Annotated in this window: 14 protein-coding genes; 9 read left to right on the plus strand and 5 right to left on the minus strand. The window is 51.5% G+C overall.

Annotated features, from left to right (window positions below; genetic code table 11):
* Window positions 1-183 precede the first annotated feature (183 nt).
* Together D5085_03045 and D5085_03050 are read right to left on the minus strand one after the other, a co-directional pair.
* Window positions 184-720, minus strand: coding sequence for a hypothetical protein (locus tag D5085_03045; protein ID QEP42201.1), 537 nt, complete (start codon window positions 718-720; stop codon window positions 184-186).
* A complete protein-coding gene (locus D5085_03050; GenBank protein ID QEP42202.1) occupies window positions 717-2,228 on the minus strand; it encodes a hypothetical protein in 1,512 nt (503 codons plus the stop codon). Before D5085_03050 ends, D5085_03045 begins: the two co-directional genes overlap by 4 nt.
* Window positions 2,229-2,292: 64 nt before the next feature.
* Between D5085_03050 and D5085_03055 the strand changes: the two genes are divergently transcribed.
* Genes D5085_03055 through D5085_03065 form a run of 3 tightly spaced genes read left to right on the plus strand, consistent with a single transcriptional unit; the run spans window position 2,293 to window position 4,168 of the window.
* Window positions 2,293-2,775, plus strand: a complete 483-nt coding sequence (locus D5085_03055; GenBank protein ID QEP45030.1) for a YajQ family cyclic di-GMP-binding protein — start codon at window positions 2,293-2,295, stop codon at window positions 2,773-2,775.
* A gap of 19 nt (window positions 2,776-2,794) precedes the next feature.
* Complete coding sequence (locus D5085_03060) at window positions 2,795-3,544, plus strand: DsbC family protein (protein QEP42203.1); 750 nt, start codon at window positions 2,795-2,797, stop codon at window positions 3,542-3,544.
* Between the two features lie 30 nt (window positions 3,545-3,574).
* Window positions 3,575-4,168, plus strand: coding sequence for a ribonuclease HII (locus D5085_03065; GenBank protein ID QEP42204.1), 594 nt, complete (start codon window positions 3,575-3,577; stop codon window positions 4,166-4,168).
* A 4-nt stretch (window positions 4,169-4,172) separates the two neighbouring features.
* On the opposite strand, the gene D5085_03070 is transcribed toward D5085_03065, so the two are convergent.
* Window positions 4,173-6,965: an EAL domain-containing protein gene (locus D5085_03070; GenBank protein QEP42205.1), complete on the minus strand. Its 2,793-nt coding sequence runs from the start codon at window positions 6,963-6,965 to the stop codon at window positions 4,173-4,175.
* Window positions 6,956-7,483: a hypothetical protein gene (locus D5085_03075; protein ID QEP42206.1), complete on the minus strand. Its 528-nt coding sequence runs from the start codon at window positions 7,481-7,483 to the stop codon at window positions 6,956-6,958. Before D5085_03075 ends, D5085_03070 begins: the two co-directional genes overlap by 10 nt.
* Before the next feature lie 201 nt (window positions 7,484-7,684).
* Here D5085_03075 and D5085_03080 point away from each other — a divergent pair, with 201 nt between their 5' ends.
* The 6 genes from D5085_03080 to D5085_03105 all read left to right on the plus strand — a co-directional run bounded on the left by D5085_03080 (window position 7,685) and on the right by D5085_03105 (window position 15,439).
* Window positions 7,685-8,071, plus strand: coding sequence for a cupin domain-containing protein (locus D5085_03080; GenBank protein QEP42207.1), 387 nt, complete (start codon window positions 7,685-7,687; stop codon window positions 8,069-8,071).
* Window positions 8,072-8,090: 19 nt separating this feature from the next.
* Window positions 8,091-11,126 (plus strand): amino acid adenylation domain-containing protein, encoded by a 3,036-nt coding sequence (locus D5085_03085; GenBank protein QEP42208.1) that lies wholly within the window; start codon window positions 8,091-8,093, stop codon window positions 11,124-11,126.
* 10 nt (window positions 11,127-11,136) lie between these two features.
* The gene (locus tag D5085_03090; GenBank protein QEP42209.1) at window positions 11,137-12,444 is read left to right on the plus strand and encodes an aspartate aminotransferase family protein; all 1,308 of its coding nucleotides are present in this window, start codon (window positions 11,137-11,139) and stop codon (window positions 12,442-12,444) included.
* A 33-nt stretch (window positions 12,445-12,477) separates the two neighbouring features.
* Window positions 12,478-13,599 (plus strand): glycine amidinotransferase, encoded by a 1,122-nt coding sequence (locus tag D5085_03095; protein QEP42210.1) that lies wholly within the window; start codon window positions 12,478-12,480, stop codon window positions 13,597-13,599.
* A gap of 21 nt (window positions 13,600-13,620) precedes the next feature.
* Window positions 13,621-14,028, plus strand: a complete 408-nt coding sequence (locus D5085_03100) for a DUF423 domain-containing protein (GenBank protein QEP42211.1) — start codon at window positions 13,621-13,623, stop codon at window positions 14,026-14,028.
* Between the two features lie 166 nt (window positions 14,029-14,194).
* Window positions 14,195-15,439 (plus strand): IS66 family transposase, encoded by a 1,245-nt coding sequence (locus D5085_03105; GenBank protein QEP42212.1) that lies wholly within the window; start codon window positions 14,195-14,197, stop codon window positions 15,437-15,439.
* A gap of 45 nt (window positions 15,440-15,484) precedes the next feature.
* On the opposite strand, the gene D5085_03110 is transcribed toward D5085_03105, so the two are convergent.
* Window positions 15,485-16,984: a hypothetical protein gene (locus D5085_03110; GenBank protein ID QEP42213.1), complete on the minus strand. Its 1,500-nt coding sequence runs from the start codon at window positions 16,982-16,984 to the stop codon at window positions 15,485-15,487.
* Between the last annotated feature and the right edge of the window lie 28 nt (window positions 16,985-17,012).

Below are 17,012 nucleotides of genomic sequence, written 5' to 3' on the forward strand. Positions count from 1 at the left end.
AGCAATACACCGGTACAAACCCACCCCTACACGGCGTGGATTACCGGAAGTACCCACAGGGGGGTGCCCCTACCAATCGGACAAATTGAGATGAATTACCACGATATGATGCAGTGCCTGCCCTGATACCGCCCGAGCATAAATGTGGGCAGCCGTAATGTGAACAACCGCAAATCGGGTAACCTAGCTAGCATTGTGCCGAATCTGCCACTCAGCGACCGCCGCTTCAAAATCACCCTCTGCACCGATGGCGTGCCAGAAGCGCTTAAAGTCGTCTGCGGCTCGTTCTAGCCAAAAAGGCATCTGTTTGGGCTTATCTTTTAGGAACAGTTTGATATTACTCTCAACCGTATCGAGATAGTCGTCGCTAATCGCAAGCGCGGTGGCAGCGGGGGAGGCCCCCATCAAAATGCCGTTTCGGTAAGCGGGGATAATCCCTAACGGTAGCTGTTCACGCTTGGCGAAGCTAGCGGCACTCGCCTCTCGATTGCGCTGTAGATGGATATAAAATGGCTGTTGGCCATAGTGCCGATCTAGCCGCCCTAGTAGCCAACTGAGGCGATTATCGGCCTCAATATGGTTATCTGGATAGTCGAACCGCGCCGATCCTAGAGCGGTGGCACGGCTTTCGTGGCCACAGCTATAGTTATCGATATGGCGACAGGCGGCAATAAAGGTGGAGGAGCCGCAGCGACCGCTATTGAGGATAAAGATATTCATAGCTCAGATAGCGCCTGTTGCCATAATAGCTGCTCCGTGGGGTAGCGTTCGATGGCATCGATAAGCTCTGCTAGCCTCGCTGAGTGGCTGGCGTTGCTAATTAGGGCGCTATTTTGTGACCTATCCCCAAAATTGTACTCAATATGATCTAAAAACTGCGCCATTAGGGGCACAATAGCATTGTGGTCGGCGTGGTGCCACCAAGCGTGGGGTTGAGTTAACTGCTGACGCAGGGCGCGGCTCTGCTGCTCAATGGCCGTTAGGTTCGTTTGGTAGTGGTGTTCAAACTGCTGCTGAGTTGAGGTCACGACCGACTCAATCGTTTTACCAGATAGCCCTCTGAGAGCGGGGGCGAGGCGGCTCAGTGCCTCAACGCTAAAGAGCATCACATCGCCCCAAAATTGGCGCTCAAACTCGCCACTAATATCGATATGGTGCGAACGATGCTCAATGCCGGGCCGAAACTCTGCCCGAGCTAGCTTAGCTGTGGTGCGATGGTGGTGCAGTGGCAGATTGAGAGTGACAAAGCGGTGACCTAGCTCAGCCTTTAGCAGTCGCCCAAGCGTCGGGCCGGCCATTCTCAGCTTCAGGGCGGCAAAGGGGATAGCGTGCCGCAGCCCTTGGCGGTTAACAATGTAGTTGCCGGTATAGACAGTTCGCGCCGGCTGAATACTCTTATCTACTGCCAGCCTAGAGCGAGGCGTGATACGGGTCGGGTGTTCGCCATCAAAAAAGTGGTTAAGCGGCTGACAAAGCGCCAATAGCGCCTCAAAATGGCTATGCTCACCCTGTAGGCGACAGTGAAAATCGCCCCGCTCAAATCGCTTTGGCGTCAAGCCAAACAGGGAGGCCATATCGTGGTAGCCGCCATCATCACCGTGATAGGTAGCCTCGGTATGAAATTGGCATCCATCAGTGGCCGAGAGCTGACTCATACCGGTCAAAATCGCCGTTAAATCGGTAAGCAGCGAGCGGGCCATCACGGCCGGAGAGACGGGGGGATCGCCATCGACTTTTCCGGTAGCAACCACGCTATCGGTCTGAGTGAAGAGCCGCTCATAGTGGCCAAAGTAGTCGATATCGGCGTGAAAACTCTCATCGCTATCGATAAAAAGAAACAGCGGCTCAAGGAGTGTCGCTTGTAACTGCCACAGCCTAAGATAGAGTAGGTTACGGGTGAGGGAGGCTCCTTTGTGTCCGGCCTCAATCGCAACCGCCGTGCCGAGCAGAGAGTGGAGCTGTTGTGCCGTATTCGGCTGGAGCTGTTGCAGCAGCTCAAGTTGCTGCTGCGGTCCGAAGTACTCAACAATGAGCTCGGGACGATTAAATTCAGCGGCGATAGCGGCGATAGCGGCGCGACCTTCAGGGGCTGAATCGTCGGCTAGCAGTAGCTGCGGCGCACTCTGTGGCGGAAAGTTATCGCACAGCGTCACCAAGCTCTGTAGGCAGCGCCGTAGCTGTAGTGGCCGGTCGGCGACCGGAATGGTAATGACAAACTGGTGTGGCATGGGTCATAATATAGCCCAATTGCCCGCTTTTGTGTTACTTGGAACGGATATTAAGGTTACCTCTATGCCCTCGTTTGATATTGTCTCTGAAGTTGATGCCCATGAACTGACCAATGCCGTGGATCAGACCAACCGTGAAGTCGGTAACCGATTTGACTTTAAGGGGAGTCAGGCCAACATCGAGCAGGGGGAAGGGGCACTGGCGCTGGAGGCGCAGAGCGAGTTTCAGTTAAGCCAGATGGTCGATATTCTCTACCAGAAGTTGAGTAAACGGGGGATAGATATTCGCGCCTTTGAGCTACAGAGTGTACAAGAGGGGGGCGGCAGAGCTAGGCAGACAGTGGTAGTAAAGCAGGGAATTGCCACTGAATTGGGCAAAAAGCTGGTCAAACAGATTAAGGAGAGCAAACTTAAAGTTCAAGCGGCCATTCAGGGAGAGCAGGTACGGGTGAGCGGTAAAAAGCGGGATGATCTGCAGCAGGTGATTGCGCTACTCAAGGAGTCGAAGCAGGAGCAACCGCTGCAATTTAATAACTTTCGAGATTAATTTTTTAGTGGAGTTTTGTATGAAATATCGTCTATTCAGTGGTCTAGCCGTCGTGGCTGTGGCTATCACCGCCGTGGTGGCGCTGGCTAGTGCGTCAGCCGAGCCCGATCCGGCCGCCGCAGCGAGCGCCAATGAGAAGATTACCCAGCAGCTAGCGCGAATGATACCGGGCAAACCGGATGCGATTAGCGCCACCGAGATGCCGGGGCTCTATGAGGTTCGTTTCGGTACCCGCCTCTTCTACGCCTCTGAGGATGGACGCTATCTATTCGATGGCGAGCTGTATGATCTAGCCAATGGGGTCAATTTGACCGAAGCGGCGGGCCAGTCGCTGCGTAAAGAGCTGCTAGCGGGCTTAGATGCAGACAGACTGCTTACCTATCCGGCGAAAGAGGAGAAGTATGTTGTCTCCATCTTTACCGATATCGACTGCCCCTACTGCCGTAAGCTGCACGACCACATGGCAGAGATGAATGAAATGGGGGTGACTGTGCACTATCTGCTCTTCCCCCGTGCCGGAGTGGGATCAGACTCCTATAAGAAGGCGGTCAGTGTCTGGTGTGCCACAGATCGCAATCTAGCGATGGATAGGGCCAAAGGCGGTATTGAGGTCGAGTCTAAGCAGTGCGAAAACCCGGTACAAGAGCATATCGCGCTGGTACGAGACTTTGGCGTCACCGGTACACCGGCCATTGTATTGGAGTCGGGCAAGCTGGTTCCTGGCTATCTGCCGCCGAAGCGGTTATTGGCGCTCTTAGAGGCAGAGTAGTTCCACATCGCTACCTATGCCGTGACCCCGATGTCGCCCCAGCAGCCGTGGTCTCCCCCTGAGTGGGTCACCCGCCTTGCCGGAGTCGATGAGGTCGGCCGCGGCCCGCTAGCCGGGCCGGTGGTGACAGCAGCGGTGATTCTTGATCCGCAGCGGCCGATTAGCGGTGTGGCCGACTCCAAACAGCTCTCGGCTGCGACACGCGAGCGGTTGAGTCGGCAGATTAAGCACCAAGCGCTGGCTTGGGCGCTAGGGCGAGCTGAGGTAGAGGAGATCGAGCAGCTCAATATTCTGCAAGCGACCCTGCTAGCGATGCAGCGAGCCCTTGAGGCATTACCACTATCGCCGGACTATATTGCGATTGATGGCAATCGTCTCCCGAAAAAGTTATCCGCACCCGCTGTGGCGCTGGTCAAGGGGGATCAACGCTTGGCCGCCATTAGCGCCGCTTCGATTATTGCCAAAGTGGCACGCGATGCGGAGATGGTGCGCCTAGATGAGCGCTATCCGGGGTATGGGCTGGCGCGACATAAGGGCTATCCGACGCAATTTCATCGTCAGCAGCTACAACAGTTAGGGCCATCCCCGATCCATCGCCGTTCGTGGCGGAGCGTCAATAGGTAGCCCCTTAGTGGGCGTGCAGCCAACTATCGAGTTGCTCAGGGGGCTGCGGGCGCGAGAAGAGGTAGCCCTGACCGTAACTACAGCTCATCTCACACAGCCGTTGCCGCTGCCCTTCGGTCTCGATCCCCTCGGCAACTACCTGTAGCTTTAGCGTCTTACTCAGCGCCACAATGGTCTCGACTAGGGCGTAGTCTCGCTGATCTTTCACCATATCGCGCACAAACGACTGATCGATCTTGACCGCATCGACAGGAAAGTTTTTCAGATAGGAGAGCGAAGAGTAGCCTGTCCCGAAATCATCCAAATAGACCCGAAACCCTTGGGCACGCACCTCACGCAGCCAGTTTGCCACCTTATCGAGATCCTCGGCGAGCGTGCTCTCGGTAATCTCCAGCACCAACATATCGGGCGTCAATCCAAACGCCACCATGAGCTGCTGTAGATAGCTCGGCGATACTCCATCGGGGATCTGACGCGGCGACACATTAACGGCGGCATAGAGCCTCAAGTCGGCTGCGTGCCAACTCTGTAACTGTCGGCATACACTCTCGATAACCCAGCTACCGAGAGGCTGAATGAGGCCAGAACTCTCGGCAATAGGGATAAATTTGCCCGGACTGATCCCACCGAGCTCTTTATGCTGCCAGCGCAGCAGCGACTCGACCCCGCAGACCCGACCGCTAGCCAGATCGATAATAGGCTGGTAGTGAATCCCCAACTCACCCTCGGCCACCGCTAGGCGTAGATCGCTCTCCAAACGGTAGCGCTCTCGCAGCTCCTGCCCCATCGATTCAGTAAAGTAGTGGTGAACGCCCCCCACCCCCTTCGCCCGCGCTAGGGCAAGATTGGCGTTACGCAACAGCTCCTCGGCGCTATCGGCATCATCGGGGAAGAGGCTAATGCCGATACTCGCACTCACCTCAGTCGTGCCCGCCGGTAGGGTATAAACGCTCTCCAAACGGGTGCTAAGACGCCGCACAGACTCCTCAACCGCGATCTGATCGTCTCGCTCCGACAGTAACAGTAAAAACTCATCCCCCCCCACCCGTGCCGCCGTGTCGAGCTCGCCAATCTCAGCCTGCAGACGCAAGGCCGCCTGTTTTAACAGCTCATCGCCGGAGGGATAACCCATCGTTTCGTTAACCTGGCTAAACTTATCCAGACCAATCATCAATAGCGCCAGTTTATGACCGTGCTGTTGGTGCGACTTAACCGCCAGCTCAAGCCGCTCTAACAGTAAACTACGATTGGCCAGACCGGTCAGGGCGTCGTAGTTACCCCGCTGCCGAATCTCCTCTTCGGTCAGTTTGCGGCGGGCGATATCGCTAAATTGTGAGAGGTAGCCGCTCACCCCTCCCCGTTTGTCACGCATGACGACAATCCGCTCCCATAGCGGAAAGATTTTACCGCTCTTATGGCGGTTCCAGATCTCGCCCTCCCAGTAGCCCTGACTCAACAGCATCTGCCATAACTGGTGATAAAACGCCTGTGGATGGTGGCCCGATTTAAGCAAGCTCGGCGTCTGCCCTACCACCTCCTCGGCGCTATAGCCGGTGATTTCGCTAAAGGCGGGATTAATACGCAAAATGGTGTTTTTCTCATCGGTCAATACCACCCCATTATTACTCACCTGAAACAGCATAGCGGCCTCCTGTAGTGGCCGCTCGGCCTCAATACGGCGTCTAATCTGCTGCGAGAGGCGGCGGTTCCAGACCAAAATCGCCGCAATCAGCAGCAGAGCTCCCAGTAAGATCTGCCCTAGCAGGGTATAATCGACCCTCTTTTCGGTGGTAACGGCGCGCCACATCCACCGCTTCTGAATCGTTATCCGCTCCTGCTCGGTAAGGGTGGCAATGGCCCGATTGAGCAGTGGCAATAGCGGCTGGTGCGCTTTGTTGACCATGATTTGCAGCTTATAGACCGCATCGGTGACACCACCGAGATGGAGCGAATCATCGCCGCGAGCGGCCATTAGGTGCTGTAGCACTGGCAGAGTATCAGCGGCGGCCACCGCCCTCCCCTCAACCACGGCATCAAGCGCTGCGGCTGTATTGGTCACCTGCAAAAATATAATTGCCGGATAGCGCTCTCGCAGCAGATGGTAGGCGCTGTAACTCTCCCCCACTGCTACCACTTGCCCCTCCAGACTCGCCGCATCGGTAATAAATCCCTGCCCTCGTAGCGTGGCTAGAGCGATGGGGAACTGCTCATAGCTGTCGCTAAAGAGGGCGTAAGCCTCTCGATCAGGGGTGGCGGTGGTGCTCACAAAGAGATCGGCCTCCTGCCGCTCTAACGCATTGAGGACTGTGGCGAAAGATTCCGGTGCTAACTCTTCGACTTTAAGCTGTAGCTTAGTGCGAATTAACGCCCAGTAATCTTCGGCGATCCCGCTCAAGTTACCATCGCGATCGATAAAGCTAAATGGCGGATAGCCGCCGGTAGCGATGCGACGAAATCGTTTGCTCTGTAGATAGGCGTGCTCCGAGCCGGAGAGGTAGAGCGGTTGTAGCCCCTGCATCTCAGCGGAGAGCCAGCGCTGATTGATGCGATGACGCTCGGTTAGCGGAATAGTCGCCAGCGCCTTATTGAGAATACCCGGCAGTAGCGGCCAGTCGTTACGAATCGACATCACCACCGAATGGCGACTCCCCTCCAGCAGTCCAGAGACACGAAAGCCCAACATGCTGTTACTACGGCGCCACCACTCCAGATCGACAATGCCAATGAGCGCATCGACTTCGCCCTCTAGCAGCGCCTTAGCCATCTGCTCCTGACTCCCCAGAGCTACTAGGCGCACATCGGGTTGATCTGCTCAACCAGCTTCATGCCAGAGAGGTAGCCGACCCGCTTACCGATGAGATCGGCCATGTTTCTCGCAGGGGGGGAGTCGCTACGCACATAGATATGCAGATAGCCGTAGTAGTAAGGCTCGCTGTAGAGAAAATATTGATCCCAGCGGGCATTAGGCGCAGAGGAGGCTAACCCATCAATCTCACCGCGCATAGCCTTCTCCGTAATCGCCTGCCAATCGTGATCGACATAGAGCTGGAGCCGCCCGCCGAGCTGCCGATTGAGTAGGGCAAAATAGTCAACCACCAGCCCGCTTTGGCTGCCGTCGGGGTGGACAAGAACATCCGGTAAAAACTGATCGGAAATACCGAGCACAATCTGCGACTGACGCTCTAACCAGCGACGCTCTTCGTCGGTCAACTCCAGCGGTAGTAGCGTGATCGCTACCTCAGACTGAACCAGCGCACTCCAGCAGAACAGGTAGAGCGTTAGGAGGAAAAGAGGAGCGGGTAGCCATTTAGTCACGAAATTACAGAGAGTTCCAAAAGTTAGAGGTCATAAAGAGGGGGTAATACTCCCCGATTCCTAGGGAAAAGTCAACGCGCCCCTTTTCAAAGAGAGTGGCCTCTCTTGACAAAGCGTTGCCCATCCATCATAGTCCGCGCCGAGCCAGTTGGCCTTACTCCACCATCATAGCCTACCCACTAACATATTGAGGTCTGTTCATTGATTATTCGTAGTCTATCCGATATAGAGAATACCGAAAGAGATGTTGCCTGGGGTAACGGGCAGAGTCGGCGTTTTTTAATTGCCGAAGATAACATGGGCTTTACCTTGACCGAAACGACCGTATTGGCAGGAACGGAGTCACTGATTCAATATCGCCACCATCTGGAGGCCTGCTATTGCATTGAGGGTCAGGGAGAGATCGAGGTAGAGGGAGAAGTTTTCCCACTAAAACCAGGCACAATGTATGCGCCTAATGCGCATGATGTCCACTATCTTCGTGCAACGAAGACCTTGCGCCTAGTTTGTGTTTTTCTACCCGCATTACAAGGGAGTGAGACGCATCAATTTCACTCTGGTAAGGATACAAAAGGCTCCAGCTACTAAACCGCGCCTAAGCGTTTTTATGAACCCTAAAACCATAGTAAAAAAACCTATAATACAAAGGATTAAAGAGCAGGCGCTCGCGCACCCGGCCGCCATCGCGATATATCATCACCAAGCGCGGCTACGCTATGATGAACTTGAGCAACAATCTAATCAACTAGCACGCCACCTATTGATGTTGGGCATACAAAAAGAGCAACGAATTGGTCTGTGTGCCCCGCGTTGCATCTCGCTGCTGGTAGGGGTATTAGGCATCCTAAAGGCGGGAGCCGTCTATGTACCATTAGATCCCAGTTATCCACGCAAACGCCTAGCGTATATGTTACAAGATAGCCAGCTTGACTATCTGTTATTGACCGAAGCGACCGAGAGCCTAGTCGCTGCCTTAGTAGCCGAAGAGCCACAACCACAGCCGATTAACTTAGAGCGTGATTGGGATCTGATCGCCACACAGACGACGCAGCCATTGGCGACTTCGCCTACGCCAGACCAGCTCGCCTACTGTCTCTATACCTCTGGCTCAACAGGGGTACCTAAAGCGGTATTAATGGCGCATGACTCATTGAACAACTTGATTCATTGGCACTTAACACACCGTATCACCCCTGCCCGACAGCTACAATTTGCCCCGCTGAGCTTTGATATCTCCTTTCAGGAAATTTTTGCGACTTGGTGTTCTGGCGGTAGTCTATTTTTAATAGATGAGCATACGCGACGCAACCCTTTAGCACTGTTAGATTTCATTTGCGCACAGGGGATTGAAAAGCTCTATTTCCCCTTCACACCACTGCAACAACTCGCTATTGTCGCCCAAGATACGGGACAATACCCAACACAGTTACGAGAGGTCATTACCGCAGGCGAACAGCTACAAATTACCCCAGCCATCCGTGACCTATTTTTGCGTAGCGGGGCCAGCCTCCACCACCACTATGGTGCCACAGAGTGTCAGGATGTGACCGCCTTAGATTTAAGCGGCGATCCACAACTGTGGCCTACGCTACCGAGTATCGGTTGCGCTATTGATAATATACAGACACACATTTTAGATGACAATTTAGCGCCAGTTGCCGCAGGTGACATCGGTGAGTTGTATATTGGTGGCGTAGGATTGGCACGGGGCTACTTAAACCGCGCAGAGCTAAACGCGGAAAAATTTATTATTCACCCCACGAAAGGGCGCTTGTATAAAACCTGCGATATGGCAAGAGAGCAGCCTGACGGTCACATAGAGCTGCTAGGGCGACGCGATCAAGCGGTAAAAATTCGCGGTTTTCGAGTGGAATTAGGTGAAGTCGAGGCCGCTTTACTACAGCATGAAGATATTAGCCAGGCGGCGGTCATCGTCCACGAAGATGAGGAGCAGCACAAACGCCTATTAGCCTATCTGGTTCTGCATACTTCCCGCCCCCTCTCTCAGCAACAACTGCAAACCTATCTTGCGCAGACATTGCCGGCCTATATGGTTCCTGCGCGATTTATAACACTAGATGAGATGCCGATGAGCCCTAGCGGTAAAGTAGATCGTGCGGCTCTGCCGGCTGCTGCAAAGCAACCGCTTCCTGCGATATTAGCGCGGCAAGTGCAGCTAGCGCGGACTCCTTTAGAGCAGCAGCTAGCCGATATTTGGCAAAAGCTCCTCCATATTGAACCCATCGACATTTATGACGATTTTTTCGCTTTAGGGGGGGATTCGCTACTCTTAATTAAGCTGTTTAGTGAGCTAAAAAAACAGTTATCAATTAATGTTCCACTTGCCAATTTGTTGCAAAAACTGAACATTGCAGAGTTAGCAAAAACCCTAGAAGAGAGAACCCCAACGACGAATACCATGGCGCTCTCTGTGACAGAACTACAAGCGCAAGCAGTCTGCCCGTTACAAACACCTGTTGTCGCTGCCGCAGCTTCCCATTTAGTTAGGCCACAAACTATTTTATTAACCGGAGCCACCGGTTTTTTAGGTGCCTTTTTACTCCATGAACTCCTGCATCAAACCGAGGCAGATATCTACTGCTTAGTGCGCAGCGAGAATAGAACAGAGGCACAGCAACGCCTGCTAACCACACAACGACGCTACGGCTTAGTGATCAGTACCGAGCTAGAGCAGCGTTTACATCCGCTCTGCGGTGATTTGGCACGCCCCTATTTTGGGTTAACTGAAATGCGTTGGGAGGAGCTGACGGAACTGATCGACTGCGTTTATCATGCAGCAGCTAATATCAATATGCTCTACCCCTACTCGGTATTGCACCCGATTAATGTTAAAGGCACACAAGAGATAATCCACTTCGCGGTACAGAGTCGCGTCAAACCCATTCACTATATTTCTAGTACGGCTATTTTTGAGTCTCAGGGCTTTTTTAAGCCATCATCCGCTATTGCAGAGGATATAGATTTACAACACTGTGAATCTGTTTACGGCGGCTATGCACAGAGTAAATGGGTCGCAGAAAAGATGCTGCAACAAGCGCAAGCGCAAGGATTGCCGGTCACCATCTATCGTCTAGGTATGTTGACAGGAGATAGCCGCACAGGCGTAGCCAATACCGATGATATGATGTGCAAATTACTTAAACTATTTGTACTTCAACAATCTATCCCCGCATTATCAACGCCACTTGATATGACCCCTGTTGATTACGCCAGTCAGGCGATTGTCTATTTATCTCAATCTCAGCGCGTCGGTTCACAATGTTTTCATATCATTAATCAAAAATCACTATCTTTTAACCAACTCACTGAGGCTTTCAATAGCCTAGGCTATCCGGTACAGAGTATCCATTACTCACACTGGCTCAATCAACTGCGCACCTTGGCTATCGACTCTAAAGACAATGCCTTAGGGGCGATGCTCCCTATTTTTACTGACGATATCGCGGGCAAGAGCTATCTGGAACTCTCCTCTTTGAGCCTTGCTTTGCGTGACGATAATACCCGTCGTGGCCTACAGCACAGTCGTATTAGCTGCCCTGAGATAACGGTGGAGCTGCTAGCCACTTATCTCGATTACTTTGTAACCTGCGGTTTTTTAACCCGCCCTAACGAGCTCAGATGATGGAGTGTACATGCTGAACCATTCGCCTAAATCCCGCGCTTTTTTTCAACGCGCACAAAAAGTTATCCCTTATGGTGTCAATTCCAGCCACCGCTACTGGGGCGACAACACTCCCGTATTAGAGCGCGGTAAGGGAGCCTATGTCTATGATTTTGACGGGCAGCGCTACATCGATTATCGGCTTGGTTTTGGCCCTGTTATCCTCGGTCATGCACACCCGTATGTAAACCAGCGCGTCACAGAGGCGATTCAACACGGTGTGACATTTTCCGCCACGCAGCCCTTTGAGGTCAGTGTTGCAGAACGGATAATCGCCATGTGCCCCCATGTCGAAATGGTGCGCTTAGACAATACAGGCTCAGATGCCACTCGGCACGCTTTGCGTCTAGCGCGTGGTTATACGGGACGCGACCTTATTATGAAATTTGAAGGGGCCTACCACGGCGACTATGACTATATGTTATGGACAACGCCCGATAGCTTTAAAAGCCAGGTCGGTCATCGTCGCCATCCGGTTGCACATAAAACCAGCATGGGCGTACCCGACTTGGTTTCACAACTACTGCTCACTGCTGTATGGAATGATCGTGACACCATGACCACCCTCTTAGCGGAGAAGGGCGACGCCATTGCGGCCATTATCGTTGAGCCTATTCTTGCTAATGCCGGCGGTTTAATGCCAGAACCCGGCTTTTTAGAGTTTTTACGCGCACAGTGTGATCGCTACGGTATTGTGCTGATTTTTGACGAAGTCAAAACAGGTTTTCGTATTGCCAAGGGGGGAGCCGCTGACTATTTTGGCGTCACCCCTGATTTAGTCGCCTACGCCAAAGCCATGGGCAATGGCTATCCTATCTCTGCGGTGGGAGGAAAACGCGACATTATGATGACGCTCGCCCCTGGCAAAGTCGTACATGCAGGGACTTATGTTGGTAATATTGTGGCGACCGCAGCGGCTGATGCCACGCTTGAATATATGCAAACCAACGATGTTTTCGGACACCTTAATCACCTCGGGCAACAACTCATGGAGGGTTTAGATGAAATTCTTGCTCGTCACAGTATCCCCCACCATATCCATGGTGTGCCCAGTCTATTTGGTCTGACCTTATCAGAGCACCCTCCCACAGACTGGCGACAAGTGGTGGATAGCGATTTGGAACTGTCTGAAAAACTGCTGATTGAATTGGTGAAAGGCGGCATCATGACCGATTCTGATCCACAACAAACTTGGTATATCAGCGACTCTCACAGCGACGCCGACATTGCCGAAACCCTAGAAAAATTTGAAACCGCTCTGCGCAACGCACAAGGTTAATTTTATCCCTATCCCATAAAATGAGGAATACAAATGAGTGTAGCAGTCAATAGTTATAATGAGTGGTCGCCCTTAAAAGAGGTCATTGTAGGTTCCGCCTACAATTATACCTTACCGCCGATAGACCAATCCTTCAAACTGTTCTATCACGACTTAATTCATCCTAACTACCCTCTTGAAACTCGGCGGGTTATTAAACAACAATATATCGAAGAGCTAGAGGAGGATATCACAGGTTTAGTCGCCACATTTGAGCAGCTAGGCGTTAAAGTACACCGGCCAACGCAGTTACCCGAGGCCTGCACTATCCGCACCCCCTATTGGGAATCTACCGCGCTAGCCGCCCTCAATGTGCGAGATCAAGCGATTATTGCCGGTAATGAAATCATTGAAACCGCACCGATGTTACGCGCTAGATATTTTGAAAACGATCTACTCAAGCCTATTTTTTATGACTACTTCAAAGCGGGTTCAATGTGGACGCTAATGCCTAAACCGATGATGTTAGAAAAATCGTTTGATCTATCCTATGTTGAGCATCCCGAGGAGTACATTAAAAACGCCTACAATGCGGATAATATCCCACGCGACTACCCGCAACCCTCCTCCCCTTATGACATTGGGTATGAGATGTTATTTGACGGCGCACAGTGTATGCGTTTTGGTGAAGATTGGATCGTTGATGTCTCTAATCAAAATCATGAATTGGGCTTTCAATGGTTACAACGACATTTTGAAGGCAAAATCAGAGTGCATAAACTGGATAAAATTACCGATAATCATATTGATACGACGGTCATTCCACTACGCCCCGGCACACTCTTGATGCGCTCTCCCAATGATGTCAAAAAATTACCTGCCGCGCTGCAAAAATGGGATATTATCTATGTGCCACAACCGAGCATGAAAAACTTTCCTAACTATGAAAAGGATGATTTGGTTTTATCCAGTAACTTAATTGATGCCAATGTTTTCTCCGTTGATGGCGATAAGTTGATTGTCAACTCTTTGTATCCTGAGTTAATTAAGCTATTGGAGCAGCATAAGTTCACCCCTATTCCTGTGCAACACCGTCACCGCCAATTAGTCAGCGGTGGATTTCACTGCTTTACCCTCGATACGGTGCGAGAGGGTGGATTAGAAAGGTATTTCTAGGCCTTTAATTACCCTCATCCTATGAAATCAAATACCCTCTATCTGGCCGCCGCAATCCTCGGAGCTTTTGCTGTTGCTTTGGGAGCCTTCGGCGCTCATGCGTTAAAAAACGCGCTCACGCCTGATCAGTTAGCCATTTGGCGCACTGCTGTTGATTATCAGTTCTACCACATTCCGGCAATTCTGTTCTGTGGTTACTTGGTTGAGCAGGGCAAGCTGTTTGGCCGGATAGCTGGACTTCTGTTCATCGCCGGTATTCTGTTGTTCAGCGGCTCGCTTTACCTGATGGTGCTGCTGCAGCTGCCGATGCTGGGAATGGTTACCCCAATAGGGGGTGTCATGCTCATTATTGGCTGGCTGACTTTGGGTTATCGGTTGATTCGGTCTGAGCGGGCGTCGCCTCATCATCTTTTGAGCAGAAAAAGATAATTTTATCGGGATTTAGTGACTCAATTGCCGTCATCAGTGGCTTATGGCTTCCGCGGCCTGACGCCAGATAGCTTCTAATGTAACCGTTCAGTCCCCCCCCTGTTGCCAAGTCAAATGTAATATGATTGAATAGCACATACGCAACTCACTGACCCACGGACAACGAATGCAACTCACCGATCACGATCTAAAGCAACTCGATAAGGAGAAGCTGGACAGCCTTCCTGAAGAGTCGCTACGCTCGTTATCGGCTAAATTGCTCACTGATCTAAAAGAAGCCAGAGAACAGCTCGGTCAAAATCCACAAAACAGCTCCCGTCCGTCAGGAGCGATGCCTCCATGGTTTAGTAACGACACAGATAAGGATGAAGCCAATGAAGAAGAATCAGATTCATCCGATGCCAACGAGCCAATGCTGAAAGAGAGCGAGTCAGCTCAACATGACAGCGATGATCCTGACCCTAGCAAAGATACACCTTCTGATGCAGAAGACAAAACAACGGAACCCACTGGAAAGGATGAGCCACCCCCAAGAAATCCGGGTCGTCAACCGGGTAGTCAAGGCTATGGCCGTCAACAAGTTTTACCGACTGACAAAATAGAACATCACTTTGTGGGCCACTGCCACTGTTGCGGCAAAAAGATGAACGAGGCTGAGTTCCCAAGTCAGGCGTATACCGCCTATTATGAAATAGATATTCTGATTCAGACTGATAGCAGAGCCGGATTAACGCTCCAACAAACCAAGCATATGTGCTATGAGAGTCAGTGCAGTTGTGGCCATACCAGTCAATACCGCCCGTTTGTTGAAGAGGCAAATGAAACTTGGCAGGTGGCTATCAAAGAGCGACACCTAGTCGGTCCCACTCTGGCATCGATGATCATTTTTCTGGCGGTTCGGATGCGGTTATCCCGTCGTCGTGTTGTTGAGTTTTTTCAGACATGGTTTGGCCTGAAGCTCTCTGTTGGCCTCATTCAGCAGACGATAACTGAAGGTGCCCGCTGCCTTGAACCGGTCGAGGAAGAGATTATCGAGTCGGTGGTCAAATCAGAACTGCTCCATATTGATGAAACTTCATGGCCTCAGGCAGCTCAGAAGCTCTGGCTATGGGTTGTGGTTGGCATGAGCGCTACATGGTATACCATTGGTACGCGCGGACGGTCGGCGATTGAACGCATTTTGTTCAGCGACCGGTTTGACGGCTGGTTGATGAGTGATGGCTGGCACATCTATCGTGAGTACTATAAGCGACTTCGTTGCTTGGCGCATTTGGAAAGGAAAGCGATAGGATTGGCACAAAGTCTTGATCCGGATGCCGCAAAATTTGGCAAAAAAGCGGGCTCCCTTCAAAATCCCCCTAAAGTGGTTGACAGTTCAAAACACGACGCAAGCGAAGCTGTCGGCGCCTGAAGCACAAACAGGCGCCGCCAAAGGCAAATAAGATTGAGGCTGGGATTAACTGCTGACGGAGGTGTCAGCCGCTTTCGCCAGCAACTTATACCATGGTTCTTCGGGTTCAGTTCCGGTTAAGATACCGATAGGCGAGCGTCCTTTTCGTTTACCGTCATGAAATTGATGATGGTTAAAGTAAAACATAAACAGATTGAGCTGCTCTTGGGAGATATTGCCCCGACAAGCATTTAGAGTCAGACGGAGCGATGAGTTAACCATTTCCACTAATGAAGAACTTCTGACCAATCCATCGAACTGCTCAAATAGCTCTTCAATTAAGGCCGGAGCTTCCTTTTCAGGGAGCAGATTTTCAGCAGCTTCCAGCCAAAATTGAGACTCGGCCTGATGAAAAGCTGCCCCCTTCCCTTTATGCTGATGAGATTGGTGTGCGTGTTGCCAAGCCAACGATAGATAGCACAATGTCGTCTCGGGAACCCGCTTAGTCCATTCGGGCCATATCTCTTCCAGCCATTGATAGCACATACAAATATCATCGATATGGCCACGTACCTTAGCCACTTCCTGATTCAGAGTGGGCCATTCGATTTCATCCAGCAAATCAAATAGCACAGACAACTCCTCTTTGACCGTGTAGGAAAACCGTGGCACGCCATTGCTAAGGTTAAAAAAATAGAGTGACGGAAATAGTAGTGATAGACAATCATTCAGCTGATCGTAGCGGTTAATCTTAGCCTCACAATCTTGGTGTGCCAGTTCCAGTTTCAGGGACTGTTTTTGCATGGCCTTCTCAGAGCGTCTATTCAGAAAAACCTGTTCTCTTTTATATTCATCCTCAATAGCCGCATAGGCTTGCCGTTCGGCACGAAACAGAAGATTGACTAGCTGCCGAAATTCATGGAAGTGATCGGAGCACCAATTTAAATCGCGGTTAAATGCCGAATACCCCTCAGTGATACCCTTTGCACGGTCACTGCAAAGGCCTAACGAGCCTATCTGATTCGCTTCGATCAAACGAAAATGGTTTTCCCAAGTCACCGCTTGGCGATTATCCGCTAAATCAATGCGCAAAATAGCTGTGCTCACCGGGTCTATCGTAATCAGAATAGGATGACCATTGGCAAAAATTTCATCGGATAACCAGAATGTCATGAGCTGTTGTTTTGGCTGTAAAGCGTTAGCCACAGCCCTGCCGATTGCCGTCAGGCGCTGACTCACTGTACCGACTGAGTTATTCTTCTCATATCCAAGCCCGATTAATATATCGCTGATGCTCTGAATAGAGGCGCGCCCTTCCAGCCGCAATAACAGGATGACTTCGTTCTCTGTGAGACGGTTGTCTGTGGGGACAATATCTACTGCCGAGAAGAGCTCCTGTAGCACCAGCATCGTTCTAGCTATCCAGTGGTAAAGCAGCGTCCTTGATATCTGATACTGATAGGCTAAGTGACTGCGAGCTCCATAGATGCCTGCACTCAGGATAGCTTCAAGGGTAATCTGAATCCGTACCTCTGGCGTCAGATCGCTACGACGGTGAAATTTCATCGGCTTATCCTCCTCGTTTGATTGCAAA

Source organism: Ectothiorhodospiraceae bacterium BW-2 (assembly GCA_008375315.1).
Classification (GTDB): Bacteria; Pseudomonadota; Gammaproteobacteria; order Thiohalomonadales; family Thiohalomonadaceae; genus BW-2.